The sequence below is a fragment of the Gemella sp. 27098_8_92 genome (assembly GCF_041433685.1).
Taxonomy (GTDB): Bacteria; Bacillota; Bacilli; order Staphylococcales; family Gemellaceae; genus Gemella.
The window spans coordinates 153,499-168,132 of record NZ_JAPWBZ010000004.1; the positions used below are offsets into that span (position 1 = coordinate 153,499).

The following is a 14,634-nucleotide window of genomic DNA, read 5'->3' on the forward strand; positions in this document are numbered from 1 at the left end:
CGGCCAAGGCGCTTTAGGCAAGGGGATTATCAAGGTATTTTTATCAAAAGTTGGCGGTTTAAATCAACTTTTAGAAATACTCAAAATTTTTAAATTTACTGTTTTTCTCTTATCTCTATATTAAGTGTATCAGAGTTTCCGTAATAAATCAACACCTATTTATTAAAATATTTTGTTTATTATATAGTAGTCTGAAGTTTTTATATTTTGTTTTTTAGACTAAAATCAAAATATTAATAATTATTTTCACTTTATGTATACCATAATAAAACAAACTTTTATTTATCTTTACGTTTTCATAAATTTTTATTTTTATGTAAATAATAATAATTTTAAAATTTATAAAATATTATTTTTTTATGTTTTTTTATGTTTAAAGATTAAAATTTTTATTTTTCTTTATCTAGTGTTTTTCAATAATATATATTTTCACTCCACTAACATACACCTGTATTTTTCACAAACACCTCCCTAAAGCAGCCACCTTTTTTATCTTCCTTAATTTTTCTAATTATGTTACAATGAAAATAACTTTAATACCGAGGAGAAACGTTATGATTACTAAAGAAATGATTAAAAAAGTTATCGAAAAAGTTATCGCAGAAAACCAAAAAGAATGTATTAATATTAAGACCCACATAAACAAAAATCTAACTATCTTCGACAGCAAATTTGGAGGTATTCCTTATCTTCCTAAAGATTTCGAAGTACCATGTGATTCATCTTCTAATCAAGAGCAGTTTGCCCTACTCGCACAAATAAACTGTGCTGAACTGCCGGAAAACAACCTTTATCCTAAAGTTGGTATTTTGCAATTTTGGATTGGTCGCGATGATCTTATGGGGCTTGAAAATGATTATAAAGTAGTTTACTTTGAAAATATCGATAATACTATTACTAGCGAAGAAGTTCTTACTAAATACAAACCTCTTGATCCAGAAGACTATGATCAATATTCTCCATTTGATCCGACAAACGCCGAATTTGGTCTAACTTTCGAAAAAGGTATTTCTACAATCACCGTTGCAGATTATAGATTTGAAGATATAGTAATAAACGCTATTCGCGAATTATATCCAGATGAAAAAGTGTCAAATCTTTATTGTGATTTAGATAATGATGTTTACGAATATTTTTATGATTCATTAAAAGGATTAAGTCACGCTATTGGTGGATATCCAAACTTTACACAATGGGATCCTCGCGGTTACAATTCCGAAGCGGGAGAACAGTCACCTTATGACATAATGCTCCTTCAGGTAGAAACTGAATGGGAGAAAGACAGTGATGTTGAAATTATGTGGGGCGATTCCGGTGTTGGGAACTTCTTTATCTCGGAAGAAAATTTAAAAAATCTTAACTTTGATGATGTCCTTTTTAATTGGGATTGTAGTTAGATAAAAAGAAAAAGTGATGAATTTTTTTCATCACTTTTTTTATACCAATTCTATTTTTTCTCTAAATATGTCTGGTTTTTCCGCTATTAAATTATAAATACGGGCCACCTTAATGTCTTGTACAAAGTACATGCTGTTAGAGCTGTTTAACACCGAAACTAAAGTTATCTTTTCTTCTTTGTTAATTTCGCGTATCAACCCTGATTTCTCACTTTTTACCGCAAGCACACGAAATACCTTCGTTCCGAAGATCTTTTCATAATCATCACGAGTAGTATTTGTTAAAATATGGATTAACAAGCGTTGGATTTTCTTTTTGCTATACCTTTTTGTAATGACTAACTCTACCAACTCTCCATAGTTTTTCGCACTAAGAGCCGCTTCGAAAATTCTATTTTCCAAACCTTCTCTCATGTCATAGATGTTTTTTAATCCATCTTTTCCTAAAGAGATAATTTTATACTTTAATAATTCGAAAAAATCTTCTTCCGTTGGTATTTTACTAGCTCTAATATCCTCAAGTAGTTCTTTTGATATATAACTCGTTATCTCTTCTGACATAATATTTTTTCTAATAGCAGTAGCACTCAAGTGCTGTACCATTTCTAAATTTTCATTATTAAGATTTTGCCCTGTTCTTTTTACAGGTACTAGTTTTATATGTGGTGCAAATTCTTTTATCATCTTGTAATAGCTATACGCTAGATTAAAATTGGGATTATTGTTGGAAATTCCATACAACTCGCCATTGATTTTGGCAAAACTATATCCTTGCTTTAATAACTCTCGGTATTTTTCAGGAGGCGTTTCCTGTTGCTTTTTGTATATTTCTTCAAAAATTTCAATATCTATTTCTTCTGTTCCAAAAATAAGGTGTGTTGTCCCCGCACCATCAAGGATTTCAATGCTTTTCCTTGCAAAATCATCACTATAAGCAACGCTTCCCAAATAAGGTAAGGCGATAACTAAACTACAACCACTCTTTACAGCTTCCTTTGCACGAGTATAGCCATCTGTAATAGCAACTTCACCCCTTTGGGTGAAATATTCACTCATAACACAGACTATTTCTCCATCAGCTCCATTAGCAGCTATTAAATTTTGTGCTTGTTCTATTAAGTATTTATGCCCACTATGGAGAGGATTAAACTCCGCGATTATTCCTATTCTCATCTCTTACCTCCTTTACCTAAATTCTAAATCATCAATCTATAAATCTATATAATAAAGGGATGATCCTGTTGCAACTCCATTTCTCTTGGAAACTTCATCTATAGCATCACCCCTGTTATAAGTTACTAGTTATCTTTTTTTGCACTCGTATCTTCAAAAATGTCCACAGTCCAACCAAGAAGAGTACCATCTTCTGCACTTACCTTACTGATAGAAAATTGTCTTGGTTTTTTATCTTCTTTTACCAATCGTTCTATCTCTTTATTACCGTATTCTAGCGCTTCACTTTGAGTTTTAAACACTTTTCCAGTTGTTCCAACCCCTTCATTATGAGAAACTTTTTTACCATTATATTCTTTAGTTCCTACATAATTATTTTTATTGCTCGCTTGATTATTTGCACCTTGGCTTCCTATTATATTGCCAGATTCTTGTTTTTCTTGAGTGTTTTTACTATTTTGAGATTTGTATCTTTCCTCGTCAGTATTTTTATCTTGTTTTTTATCCAATTTTTGAGCAGAGGTTTTTTCAGATTTCTTAGAATCTCCTCCACTAAAGTAACTATATCCTAAAAATACTATGCAAACAACAAATATCGCTAATACAACTCCCCAAAGTATTTTTAATAATTTATTATTCTTCATAATATAAGACCTCTATAAATTTAAAATTCAAGTATATTATACCACTTATTAAATATTTTAGCAAAATTAGACGATATTTTGCATTTTGACTCTAATAGCTATCCGTTTTTTCTACTTATTAAAAATTTTAATAAAGCGTTTTTGAGTTTTATCACAAGTATAACCAATACTTTCATAGAATCTATGAGCTCCTATACGGTAGCTTGCAGAATTTAACCTAATGTACTTTACATTATTTTTTAAGGCTATTTCCTCAATAAATTTCATTAGATTTTGACCAATACCTTTCCCTTGGAAACTAGACTCAACCGCTAATCCTAATATATTTAATCCAACATCACTATATAAATTTTCATACATCTCCGCATGAACAAAACCAACAACCTTTTTCGTCCTGTTATCTTCATATACCGCTATTATATGATGTTTATTATCAATAGATAACTTTTCAATCTGTGTTTCCACTACATTAATACCCACATTATAACCTAACTCATTTTTACAAAGTTGTTGTATATCTTTTGCATCCAGTACATTTATAACTCTTATCATATTATACCCCCTAGCATACCTATCTGTTCAAGTTTAATGATACACCCCTAAAAATAATGCTTACCATTCGTTAGTCTATATCTTTCGTTAGTTTGTTAAACCTCTTAAGATAAGACCCCCAATCTTATTATTCTCTTTAAATATCTATTTATATTATATTATTCCTGAAAAATTATTTCTACTATCAACCTAGCTAATTTCTTTTAAAACTCTATCTACAGATTCTTTAATAGCCTTTATCCCAGAGAGCGTTTGGTTAGATGTCTTTTTGGGCTCATTGACGTTTTATTTTGGAAATTGAGTAAGAAAAAACAGCAAACCTTTGTGGTTTACTGTTTTGGTGGTTTAGGATAATCCTTTTGGGGAGAATACCTTATTATTTTCCTCTATGTTTTTGTTTGCGTTTTTCTTGTTTTAATTCAAATTTTCTTCGGTTTTCTAACTCTCTTATTTGCTTACTTTCTTTTTTTCTTTCCAATTTCATTTCTTCTCTTTGTTTCTGTAATGCTAACTGAGATTTTGTTCCTATCCCTACTTGTTTACTTTGTTTTTTCACTTCTCTTTGCAATCTTTTAGGATTATTCTTTATTTTTTTAACCTTAACTTCTAGGCTTAAACCAAACTTTAAATTTTTATAATTTTTTAAAATAAAATCATATACTTCATAATCCTTTGGTTCTGCACCAAATACTACTCTGCATACTGATAACTTATTTTTTTCTACACATTCAAAAACACCTACCCAAAATGGATTATCAAAAAAAACCGTTAATTTGCCTGCTATTTTTTCCATAACAGAACCCTCCTTAATACTTTATTGAAGAATGGACAACCCGGAGGGGAAGGTTACTTACCTAAATAAAATAATTTAGATGACTGGGCTACCTACCAGTTCTAATACATTAAAAAATATATATTGCGTTTTTATCTTCAAATTATTTTCTTATTATACCATATTTCACCTTGATTTTATAGCTATACTTCATACAGTTTTTTCTATATTCTTTATTGGTAGCTTTTTGAATGAGAAAGCTGTCAGCGGGGTTTGCGGAGCATTATTAACAAATATTGCAGGTTGGTTATCTGGAGTTTTTATTCCTATTGACTTGATAGGTGGTGCATTCAAAGCTATAACCAATATCTTATCGTTTTATCATAGTGTAGAGGCAATAAAGTTAAGTTTAATAAATGGTGATTTCAGTAACATTCTCCCTCACTTAAGTATTGTAATGGGTTATACAAGCATTATTTTTGTTTTTGCCATTATCACTTTTAATCGTAAAATGGCCGGAGAAAAAGCATAAAAAGTAAAGTCTAACTAATTATTTCAAAATATATAAAAAATTAGAGGTGTACTTTCATTTATATTGATTATATTTTATTTTTCGTCTATACTTAGGTATAAATACAATATGGTATTTATATAACCATTTTGTATACGATAAACTATTATGTTTATTTGCCATATGAAAAACATCCTTTCTTATAGAGTTTGAACTACTTTTACTTTATCAAGAAAGGATGTTTTTTTACTTATTTAACTTTTTTCTCACACCCGCATAACAGGTGGTTTTTCATAGGCTTTGCCCCCTCAACTGGTTAAAACCACAAAAAAATAGCAAACCTATTTGATTTACTATTTTTGGGCAAATTAAATTCTATTTTTCACCTTTTTCTTGCTTTACATATTGTTGAATAGCATCACATACATATTGCGCTGTTCCCTCACCAAATTTATCTAGGTTGTTTTTAAATTCTATATTTTGAACATATCCATGACCAATACTTGAAAATACATCTATTGAGCAATCAAAAGCATATTTACAAAGATGTTTATGAAGTTTTTCTGCTAAATCTATATTTTCTTTAGATGTAGCACTTATTTCTTTTGTTATATTTTCAGAAAAAGCAAAGAATATTTCATTGAAACCATCCGCTATTTCTTGTTCTTTTCCTTTTTGTTTTTCAACAGCTTCTTCTATAACTTCTTTCCCATACATATCAATTGCAGCTTGTTTATATTTTTGGTTATCTTGATATCTAAACCCACTAAATTTTTCTTTTGCTGACATAGTAATTCTCCTTTCTTGTGACTCTATTGTTTTCTCCAATGTTTTTAATAAAGTTAAGAGTTTTTGTTTTTCTTTTTGCATTAAATCAAGTTGTTTTCTCAGATGATATAATACTTCACTATCTTCTTTTTTTAACAATTCTTTTATTTTCTTTAAAGGAAACCCCAAGTACTTATAGAACAATATCATTTGTAAAAATGAAATATCTTCTTCAGAATAATATCTATATCCATTTTCTTTTTTTTGGGGAGATAGCAAACCAATTTCATCATAATGGTGTAAAGTGCGCACCGATACACCGCTTAATTCGCTAACTTTTTTAATCAAATACATTCAATCTCCTCCTAACAATTATAAGTATATACTATTACGTTGCGTTATAGTCAACATATTTTTTCTTTTTTTTATTTTTTCTTTTTTTTTGATTTGAGCTAAAAAATAACTAAGTATAAGATTTACAGTTTCTATCTTAGTTATTATTGAATTATTAACTAATAAATAAGTACCAATCTACTTACGATACTCTTCTAGTTTATACGCATATTCTGTTAAAAGATTCTTTGAATAGATTTTTTCCTTTTCTGAGTTTCTAACTTCTTTCCAAAGAATAGAAGCTACTTTTAATTTATTCGAATAATTTCTACTATTTTCATCTGCACAAAAATCCTTTAAAAATTGATTCCATTGACAAACAGAATTATCATATTTTGCATAGTCCGATTTGCCATAATAAACTTTTAGCAAATCTTCTATTGTAAATTTTATATTTTTCTCGCTTTTTACTTTTCTCCAAGCGGTAGCCATATCAGCAGTAAATTTAAACGGTGAGATTCCTGTTAAAGTGGAGAAGTATTCCCTAAACTTTGCATTGAAGGAAAAACCACATTCAAGTAATGGCGTATCCAAAGTAATATTTTCCACTTGTTTTTTTGTGTTTTTTATTGATGATTTTTTAATTAAATTTCCTTTAAAATACTGCTCAATAATATGATTTAGTTCTTGCTTTGTACCTCTATATTCTAATCCTAACGACTTGCATATCTGTGAAATTTCTTCACGATACCAATAATATTTATTAAACTCGTCAAACGATGTAATTTTTTCAAATTTTGGTCTTTTTTCTATCAATCTTTTAACTCCTCTTAAACAATCTATTTCATACTATTATTCTCTCAATAACCCTATTACTTCTTTATTTCCACAAAATCCTCACTTTATAATTTTTGTTTTATCTTAAGTAATATCCTTCAATTTTCTACCTAGAGATAACAAACTTTCTATATCTGATACTTCGCCTGTTCCTAGAGGATTCCATGTATACTCCCCTTCAATCGTTCTAACATGCTTAGATCTAGCCCGAAATTTTATTTTATCTGTGTGGGTATATATATCGACTCGTAAGGCTTTATCCCCTACTTTTTGTTTGTTATAATCTATCTCACAAAATATAACTGTTCCAGACATAATTTCCTTATCATTACCCCAGATTCTAATATTATTGCCATCTAACTCTACAACATACTTTTTTGAAAAGAGTTCTTGTAGTTTTCTCGCTAAAAGAAAACACCCCCCAAGGATTAATACTATTGTTAAAGATTTAAATAATGAATATGGTTTAATATAGTTATCTAGTTCAAAGTAATATGAAACTAGTGCTAGTCCTACCAAAAGTCCTACCATTACGATAGGAATAATAACATTAATCATCTTCTCTTTATTTGTTGTTGTCGCTACAAATTCATACCTTTCCATACACACCTCTTAAATAACAGTTTTATAATTCCCTTTTATTTCCTTTATTCTTATATATTTTTTACTAAAAAATACACATGGTAATTATACCATGTGTACTTTTTATAATCAATTTTCCATTTATCTAGATTGTACTTTTTAGTTTACTGACTAACATTTTACTTTTGGTCTGTAGAAAATCTTTAGCCAAGCTATCTCTAAATCGTTGTACTATTCTTTTATAATTCTATAATATATTCTTGAGGTAATTAGATATACTATTAGATAGAATACCCCAAAGACTGCTATTGTCACAGCTAAAGCTATTAAGAAAACATTATTATCTGTCGCTAAGAATAATTTTAATATTTTTTCAATAAATGGATATGCTACTATCGTGTGTAGTGTCGCTATTGCTAGTGGGGCAAAGAAGATCATCAATACCTGACTTCTTATGCTTTGTTTGATTTGTCTGTCGGTTAACCCCACTTTACGCATAATTCCAAATTTACCTTTATCTTCGTATCCCTCTGAAATTTGTTTATAGTACATTATTACTACTTGAGAGACTACGAAAATCATACTTATAAACATACCTATAAATAAGAATGATGCATAGAAACCTTTGAAATTTATTTCATTTTCTGCTTTTCCTTCGATATTTATATTACCCTCTTTTTCTAGTTGTTTAAAGTTTTCTATTACTTTCGCTTCTTTTGACTTATCACTAATATTGAAACCTACATAGTTGAAGATTTCACCTTCACCGTCTGAAATATTCAGTTTTTTCTTCAGAGCTGACTCTATTTTCTTAACGTCAGCATTATCTTTTACTACAACATAATATGTATCCATAATGTTAGCTGCAGCTGTGCCTAAAGCGCCTGGAAAGTCTGTTAACTTTTCTTTTATTTTTAAATTTACACCTTGGACCGCTATTTCATTTGCTTCATATTTACCTTTTTTATCGATAAATAATAAAGCTTCTCCATTGTTTAAAGTTTTTTGTTCTTTTGATACTTTATTGTAGTCTTTTAATTCAAGCACAACAATAGATTTAATCTTATCAAACGAACCAGTAAACTCTGATTCATAGTTAATCTCGGTCCCGTTTAGACGCCCTACTACATTCAACATATTATATGATACTAAATCTTTTGTTTCTACTCCCGCATCTTGCGTGGCTTTTTTTACATTTTTTTCTATTTCAGCCAACTTACCTTCTGTTGAACGATAACCATTTATTATTATGTCTCTTGGAAAACGTGTATTATATGCATCTTCACTACCTGCATAGAGCGCTGATGTTGTTCCCATAGTTACAAGAACCATCGTTGATAGTATACAAATATTAGCAAGCCCTACAGCATTTCGTTTCATTCTGTATAAAAGCCCTGAAACACTGATAAAGTTCTTTGGTTTATAATAAAAAGTCTTGTTATTTTTCATCAATTTTAGAACAGTTATACTTACCGCCATAAATATTAAATATGTCCCGAATATCACCGCTAAAACTGCAATGAAAAACATTGTTATAGCTTTTATTGGATTTTGTATAGTTTGAGCTAAATAATACCCATATCCTGTTAATCCTAATCCTAAAATAGCTAAAATAAAACGTGCTTTTGGTTCGCGTTCTCCATTATTTTCTTCTTTAAGAAGTGCTACTATTTTTAGACGAGAAATCTTTATTACTGTGTAGATTAGTAATAAGAAGAAAATTCCTCCGAATAATAAGATTGTTAAAAATACTGCGATTGGTGTTATTACAAAACCAAAACTTACTCCTGCTGTAAATAATTTTAACAATACTAAAAGCATTAGTTTATCGAATAACAGACCGAACGCAAGTCCAAACACTAATGTTATCACCGCGATAAAGATAGTTTCTAATATTAAAATACGTGCTATTTGTTTTTTTGTCATACCTAATACAGAATATAATCCAAACTCTCGAACACGACGTTTAATTAGGAAACTATAAGTGTAAAACAGGAATATCGCTGAAAATATCGCAATAACTATAACCCCAAACCCGAGAACTTGTTTTGTTGCACTTATACCTTGAGGTAATTTATCCAGATTTTTCCCTAATGATAATGATGTTAGTATATAAAATGATGCAATAGTGAAAATCGTCGATAAAATATACGGTAGTATAAAACGTTTATTTTTTACTAAATTGTTTAGCGCAAATTTGCTATAAAATAAATTCATGTTACTCACCTGCCTGCATTAATGTTAGTGTGTCATTAATTTTTTGGAACATTTCGTTATTTGTTGAATTTCCTTTTCTGATTTCATGGAAAACAACACCATCTTTTATAAATAACACTCTTTTTGCACGAGCTGCTGTTTTTACAGAGTGCGTCACCATTATAAGTGTTTGCCCTGCTTCATTTAATCTGTCAAAGACTTCTAATAATTGGTCTGTAGATTTTGAATCTAATGCTCCTGTTGGCTCATCCGCTAGGATTATCGCCGGATTTGTTATAATTGCACGAGCAACTGCCACACGTTGTTTTTGACCACCTGATATTTCATAAGGATATTTATCGATAAGTTTTTCTATTCCAAGTGGTTTTATTACTTTTTCTAGTCTTTTCTCCATATCTTTATAGTTTTTATTCGCTAAAACCAGCGGTAGTAGTATATTATCTTTTACTGAAAAATTATCAAGTAGGTTAAAATCTTGGAAAACAAATCCTAGATTATCTCGACGAAAATCAGCTAAATCTTTATCTTTTAGTTTGCTAAGATCTTGACCTTTTAATAGAACACTTCCACTTGTTGCTTTATCAAATGTTGCTAAAATATTTAATAGTGTAGTTTTCCCACTTCCACTTTCACCCATAATAGCTACATATTCATTGTTATCAACAGCGAAATTTACATTTTTTAATGCCTCTGTACTTTGTGTACTTAATCTTGTTGTGTATACTTTTCTTACGTTGTTTACTTCTAATAACATTGTTAATCTCCTCTTTTCATCCTAATCGACTAATTGTTTCCACTTACTTAATCGATCTATTGTTTCTTTGTTACAACTATATTGTATCTTATATTTTTTTGTCGTTCTATCGATTTTCCTTACAAAAAAGCCTGTAATCTTACACTTTTGTAAGATTGCAGACTTGTTTGTTATCCTACTTTTTTAATTCTTACTACTATTACTCCCTAAATCTATCTTCTTCAGGGAATATTATTTCTACTTTAGTTCCAACATTAACCTTCGAGGTAATTATTATTTTATGCCCTAGATTATCTAACGTCTTTTTACAAAGGTATAACCCTAGTCCACTAGATTTTTTCTCATATCTTCCATTAAATCCTGTAAAACCTTTTTCGAAAATACGCGGTAAGTCTTCTTCGCTTATTCCTAAACCATTATCTTCTATAATAAGTTTATTTTTTTCGAAGAAAATACTTATCTCACCACCTGTTTTCGTGTATTTAATCGCATTACTTAAGATTTGTTCAAATGCAAATCCTAGCCATTTTTTATCACTAATAACAAATGTTTCATGTGGAACATAATTTAATTTTATCTTTTTATTTATAAATAATGGAGCATATTTTTTTATATTATCTTTTGTTACACCAGCTAAATCTGTTCTTTCTATAAGATAGTCCGAACTCTCACTACCAAGCCTTAAGTACGTCAGTACCATCTCTACATAGCGTTCTATTTTGAATAATTCTTGTTTTACTATTTTCACATCTACTTCTTCATTGTCTAATAGAAAGTTTAGCGCAGCTATTGGGGTTTTAATTTGATGTACCCACATACTAAAGTAATCTTCTATCTCTGTGTTCTTTTTATACGCTTGATGATTAAGTTTTTCTACTTCATCATGTAATCTTCTTATAATTTTATGATAATATTCAACTCTTACATCTAAACTTCGTGGTAAACCTTCCATATCATTTAGTATATGATTTTCTAAAAATTTTAATTTTTTATAGCTATCTTTATAGTTATAAAAATCCACAACACTCGTCAGAAGTGCTAATATAAAACAAAAACTCCCACCATAATACAACGCTTCAAAAGGCAAAGAATATAGATAAAAAATCCCAAAGAAGACTAATATGAAGCTTACAAATAGCAAATAGACTTTTATGTTTTTCTTTAAATAATTCGCTAAAATTTTCATTATACTATGTATCCTTTTCCTTTTTTAGTCGTTATAAACTCATCTACTCCTATACTTTTCAACTTCGCTCTTAATCTATTAACGTTAACAGATAAAGTATTCTCATCTATAAAATTATCACTTTGCCATAAAGCGTTGATAATTTCTTCACGACTTACTATTTTTTCGCGATTTTCTAACAATACAGTTAATATTTTACTCTCATTTTTTGTTAGTTCCGCCAACTCTTCTCCACATTTGATTTCATCTCGACTCATATCGAAAATTACATCTTTATATACTATTAGATTTGTTCCGCTATTAAAGTTGTAAACACGTCTTAATAACGCTTCTATTTTCGCTTTTAATACTACTAATTTGAAAGGTTTTTCTATAAAATCATCTGCACCGATATTCATCGCCATTACTATATTCATATCATCGTTCGCCGAAGAGATAAAAATAATAGGCACTTTAGAAATTTTTCTTATTTCCTCGCAAAAGTAGTACCCATCAAAATAAGGCAAGTTAATATCCATAAGCACCAAATCAGGAGAGTATTCAACAAATTCATGCACTACATTTTGAAAATTTTGCACTTCACATGTGCTATACTGCCATTTTTCTAAATAGCCCGCTATTGAATTTGATATAATCTCGTCATCCTCAACTATCATAATTTTATACATACACTCTCACCTGCTTTTTATTTTATCGTAATTACATTTAGTAAAATTATACCACAAACTTTCTACAAACGATGAAAATTCTTAATTATTATTCTATTAAATTTTTCTTTTATACTTTTTTTCTTGTACATTTTCTTTTCTCTTGATTTTTTTAAGAGTAAAAAGGAGAGTTTTGTATAATATTTTTTATAAAAATAAATGGGTATTAATTAAAATTATTATTAAGATTAAAATTTTAATTAAACAATAATTTTTGGTTATTTATTTTTTAAAAAACAAAATGGGTGAGGGTGATGTTTCACGTGAAACCTCTAACAATAAATAAATTGATTTTTGCGTTTGTTTTTGCTGATTTTATAAAAATGTTTTTACCCTACTTATTTTCTTGTTTAGAAGTGTTTGGGCACTCTTGTTTGTTCTTTGATTTTTATTCACCGCTTAATTTTTCGAAAAAGAAAATTATCAACACCACCATCGAAATTATTTTAAAAATCTCTCCATTTGTTTTATTGTGGTGTTTTATTGTTGTTTTTAATAAATTAATTTTGATTAATCAATATAATTTTTACTAAATATTTAATATTTGATTTTTTGAAAAAGAAATTATTTTTTTGAAAAATTCGATTTAAAAAAGTGGAAAATTAATAAAAAGAGTAGGGGAGCAGGAGTAAAAAAAGAGGAAGAGAATTCTTTACCGTAGATTTTATAATATGTTATAATAATAGAAAAGAATAAAACTCTATATAGATAATGGCAAGGAGGTTCAATATGGAATTTACAAAAACTGAAAATGGCTTTGTTAAATACGACGAGAACGGTAAAGTTATCGCAGAAATTACTTATTCACCAACCGATAACCCTGATATAGTAGTTGCTGATCACACTTTCGTTGATTCTTCGTTACGCGGGCAAGGTGTTGCTGGTAAACTTTTAAATACTCTTGTTGAAGATATGAAACAACAAAACAAAAAAATTAAAGCTAGCTGTTCATATGTAGTTAAGAAGTTTTCAGAAGATTCTTCTTACGACTTCATTAATGTAGATAAATAAAAACATAAAAACATAAAATTTATTCCATCGATAAATTTTATGTTTTTCTTTGATTATATACTTTATTACTTTAATATTCTACTATATGTAATTGTCCTTTGTCGTATTCTGCCAAGAAGATATTTTTTATATCTTTGTATCCCATTTCTTTTAAAGTGGACATTAACCATTCTTCTGTTTTATCCATAGATTCTAATGAATTGATTTGAACTTTTCCATCTGTAATTATAGGGTATTTTGGATTTTCATCTCCAGTTAACACCACTATTAATTGACCGTTTTGTTCTATTACCGCTCTTTTTACATTTTTTATACTATATATACCTTGGCTGCGGAGTTTAAACGCTAAGTCATTCGCTGATAATCCACTTTTTCTTGTTGCCTCCACGTTTATTTTCCCTCTTTTTATTACTGTAGTTGGTTCTCCATCTACCATTTTTTTCAAGAACATGTTATTGGTTTTTAACCATTTTTGAGTTAACACTAATATAACCCATATTAATAATATATTAATAAATTGTAAAATTGAAATGCTTGGGTTGTAGATAACACCACCTATTATTCCCCCTAGTACATAGTTTTGAACTTGATCACTTGCTGATGCAGGAGCTAGGTTACCTTTTCCTGATACATTTATTACGAATACTAATGATAATAATCCTAAAGCTAATTTTATTGCTATATCTATATATGAAAGTTGCATTATTTATTTACCTCCATTTTTTCTATTACTGGATCTACTAATTCTATTTTTTCTAATAGGTACTCATCTTTCTTTCCACTACTTATAACTCTGTAGTAAGTATTATCTACTTTTACAAACGAGTTTTCTATTGATGCTTCACTATTTATATATATGTGTGTTTTATCGATATTCAAATCGTTAGATATTTTTTCTATAAAATGAATAGAACTTTTATATTGATTAGACGATACTGCGTTTGATTTGTACTCATTAATACTTATACCTACCGCTAGTAGAGTACTCAAGACCAATATAATCGATAATTCTCTGTATTTTGTATCTTGTCTATTTTTATAATATTTTATTAATGTGATACATAATATAACTATTAGAACAGCTATTATTATATAAGATATTAAATTATTTTGTTGTAATTTACTTTGTAAATAATCGTATGAATAAAATTTCATCTTCTTTCTCCTTTTTTATTTGTTTCACATGAAAC

Annotated in this window: 16 protein-coding genes and 1 pseudogene; 3 read left to right on the forward strand and 14 right to left on the reverse strand. The window is 28.9% G+C overall.

Translation table 11 applies throughout. The annotated features are described in order from the left end of the window. Positions 1-554 precede the first annotated feature (554 nt). Positions 555-1,397 (forward strand): YwqG family protein, encoded by an 843-nt coding sequence (locus tag O3802_RS04245; protein ID WP_371458436.1) that lies wholly within the window; start codon positions 555-557, stop codon positions 1,395-1,397. A gap of 39 nt (positions 1,398-1,436) precedes the next feature. Here O3802_RS04245 and O3802_RS04250 read toward each other — a convergent pair whose 3' ends face one another. From O3802_RS04250 to O3802_RS04265, 4 genes are all read right to left on the reverse strand, one after another. Next, the gene (locus O3802_RS04250; RefSeq protein ID WP_371458437.1) at positions 1,437-2,570 is read right to left on the reverse strand and encodes a nucleotidyltransferase family protein; all 1,134 of its coding nucleotides are present in this window, start codon (positions 2,568-2,570) and stop codon (positions 1,437-1,439) included. A gap of 125 nt (positions 2,571-2,695) precedes the next feature. Then, positions 2,696-3,214 (reverse strand): sarcalumenin, encoded by a 519-nt coding sequence (locus tag O3802_RS04255; RefSeq protein ID WP_371458438.1) that lies wholly within the window; start codon positions 3,212-3,214, stop codon positions 2,696-2,698. Positions 3,215-3,325: 111 nt separating this feature from the next. Beyond that, positions 3,326-3,766 carry a GNAT family N-acetyltransferase gene (locus O3802_RS04260; protein WP_371458439.1) on the reverse strand — a complete coding sequence of 147 codons (441 nt, stop codon included), beginning with the start codon at positions 3,764-3,766 and terminating at the stop codon, positions 3,326-3,328. A gap of 376 nt (positions 3,767-4,142) precedes the next feature. Beyond that, positions 4,143-4,559 carry a YjdF family protein gene (locus tag O3802_RS04265; RefSeq protein WP_371458440.1) on the reverse strand — a complete coding sequence of 139 codons (417 nt, stop codon included), beginning with the start codon at positions 4,557-4,559 and terminating at the stop codon, positions 4,143-4,145. Between the two features lie 79 nt (positions 4,560-4,638). Here O3802_RS04265 and O3802_RS04270 point away from each other — a divergent pair, with 79 nt between their 5' ends. Beyond that, positions 4,639-5,070, forward strand: a complete 432-nt coding sequence (locus tag O3802_RS04270) for a hypothetical protein (RefSeq protein WP_371458441.1) — start codon at positions 4,639-4,641, stop codon at positions 5,068-5,070. A 57-nt stretch (positions 5,071-5,127) separates the two neighbouring features. Here the strand turns inward: O3802_RS04270 and O3802_RS04275 are convergent. The 8 genes and pseudogenes from O3802_RS04275 to O3802_RS04310 form a co-directional block, all read right to left on the reverse strand. Beyond that, positions 5,128-5,232: pseudogene (locus O3802_RS04275) on the reverse strand (IS200/IS605 family transposase); the annotation flags it as partial. Between the two features lie 192 nt (positions 5,233-5,424). After that, a complete protein-coding gene (locus O3802_RS04280) occupies positions 5,425-6,171 on the reverse strand; it encodes a MerR family transcriptional regulator (RefSeq protein WP_371458442.1) in 747 nt (248 codons plus the stop codon). Between the two features lie 177 nt (positions 6,172-6,348). Further along, positions 6,349-6,963: an SAP domain-containing protein gene (locus O3802_RS04285; protein ID WP_483299425.1), complete on the reverse strand. Its 615-nt coding sequence runs from the start codon at positions 6,961-6,963 to the stop codon at positions 6,349-6,351. Positions 6,964-7,071: 108 nt separating this feature from the next. Beyond that, on the reverse strand, positions 7,072-7,590 hold the full coding sequence (locus O3802_RS04290) for a hypothetical protein (RefSeq protein ID WP_371458444.1): 519 nt from the start codon (positions 7,588-7,590) through the stop codon (positions 7,072-7,074). Positions 7,591-7,800: 210 nt separating this feature from the next. Continuing rightward, positions 7,801-9,786 carry an ABC transporter permease gene (locus O3802_RS04295; protein ID WP_371458445.1) on the reverse strand — a complete coding sequence of 662 codons (1,986 nt, stop codon included), beginning with the start codon at positions 9,784-9,786 and terminating at the stop codon, positions 7,801-7,803. 1 nt (position 9,787) lies between these two features. Next, the gene (locus tag O3802_RS04300) at positions 9,788-10,540 is read right to left on the reverse strand and encodes an ABC transporter ATP-binding protein (protein ID WP_276750345.1); all 753 of its coding nucleotides are present in this window, start codon (positions 10,538-10,540) and stop codon (positions 9,788-9,790) included. A 199-nt stretch (positions 10,541-10,739) separates the two neighbouring features. Then, positions 10,740-11,726 (reverse strand): sensor histidine kinase, encoded by a 987-nt coding sequence (locus tag O3802_RS04305; RefSeq protein WP_276750342.1) that lies wholly within the window; start codon positions 11,724-11,726, stop codon positions 10,740-10,742. After that, positions 11,726-12,394 (reverse strand): response regulator transcription factor, encoded by a 669-nt coding sequence (locus tag O3802_RS04310; RefSeq protein WP_111743708.1) that lies wholly within the window; start codon positions 12,392-12,394, stop codon positions 11,726-11,728. Before O3802_RS04310 ends, O3802_RS04305 begins: the two co-directional genes overlap by 1 nt. Before the next feature lie 768 nt (positions 12,395-13,162). On the opposite strand from O3802_RS04310, the gene O3802_RS04315 reads away from it, so the two are divergent. Beyond that, positions 13,163-13,444: a GNAT family N-acetyltransferase gene (locus O3802_RS04315; RefSeq protein WP_371458446.1), complete on the forward strand. Its 282-nt coding sequence runs from the start codon at positions 13,163-13,165 to the stop codon at positions 13,442-13,444. Positions 13,445-13,514: 70 nt separating this feature from the next. Here O3802_RS04315 and O3802_RS04320 read toward each other — a convergent pair whose 3' ends face one another. Both O3802_RS04320 and O3802_RS04325 read right to left on the reverse strand, forming a co-directional pair. Then, a complete protein-coding gene (locus O3802_RS04320; RefSeq protein WP_276748803.1) occupies positions 13,515-14,147 on the reverse strand; it encodes a DUF421 domain-containing protein in 633 nt (210 codons plus the stop codon). Beyond that, positions 14,147-14,599: a DUF3290 family protein gene (locus tag O3802_RS04325; protein WP_371458447.1), complete on the reverse strand. Its 453-nt coding sequence runs from the start codon at positions 14,597-14,599 to the stop codon at positions 14,147-14,149. The genes O3802_RS04320 and O3802_RS04325 overlap by 1 nt, the downstream gene beginning before the upstream one ends. Positions 14,600-14,634: the final 35 nt, after the last annotated feature.

Bases quoted from the DNA above. Each gene is read 5' to 3' on its own strand.
- O3802_RS04245 (WP_371458436.1), top strand. From the start codon at position 555: ATGATTACTAAAGAAATGATTAAAAAAGTTATCGAAAAAGTTATCGCA.
- O3802_RS04250 (WP_371458437.1), bottom strand. From the start codon at position 2,570: ATGAGAATAGGAATAATCGCGGAGTTTAATCCTCTCCATAGTGGGCAT.
- O3802_RS04255 (WP_371458438.1), bottom strand. From the start codon at position 3,214: ATGAAGAATAATAAATTATTAAAAATACTTTGGGGAGTTGTATTAGCG.
- O3802_RS04260 (WP_371458439.1), bottom strand. From the start codon at position 3,766: ATGATAAGAGTTATAAATGTACTGGATGCAAAAGATATACAACAACTT.
- O3802_RS04265 (WP_371458440.1), bottom strand. From the start codon at position 4,559: ATGGAAAAAATAGCAGGCAAATTAACGGTTTTTTTTGATAATCCATTT.
- O3802_RS04270 (WP_371458441.1), top strand. From the start codon at position 4,639: ATGACTGGGCTACCTACCAGTTCTAATACATTAAAAAATATATATTGC.
- O3802_RS04280 (WP_371458442.1), bottom strand. From the start codon at position 6,171: ATGTATTTGATTAAAAAAGTTAGCGAATTAAGCGGTGTATCGGTGCGC.
- O3802_RS04290 (WP_371458444.1), bottom strand. From the start codon at position 7,590: ATGGAAAGGTATGAATTTGTAGCGACAACAACAAATAAAGAGAAGATG.
- O3802_RS04295 (WP_371458445.1), bottom strand. From the start codon at position 9,786: ATGAATTTATTTTATAGCAAATTTGCGCTAAACAATTTAGTAAAAAAT.
- O3802_RS04300 (WP_276750345.1), bottom strand. From the start codon at position 10,540: ATGTTATTAGAAGTAAACAACGTAAGAAAAGTATACACAACAAGATTA.
- O3802_RS04305 (WP_276750342.1), bottom strand. From the start codon at position 11,726: ATGAAAATTTTAGCGAATTATTTAAAGAAAAACATAAAAGTCTATTTG.
- O3802_RS04310 (WP_111743708.1), bottom strand. From the start codon at position 12,394: ATGTATAAAATTATGATAGTTGAGGATGACGAGATTATATCAAATTCA.
- O3802_RS04315 (WP_371458446.1), top strand. From the start codon at position 13,163: ATGGAATTTACAAAAACTGAAAATGGCTTTGTTAAATACGACGAGAAC.
- O3802_RS04320 (WP_276748803.1), bottom strand. From the start codon at position 14,147: ATGCAACTTTCATATATAGATATAGCAATAAAATTAGCTTTAGGATTA.
- O3802_RS04325 (WP_371458447.1), bottom strand. From the start codon at position 14,599: ATGAAATTTTATTCATACGATTATTTACAAAGTAAATTACAACAAAAT.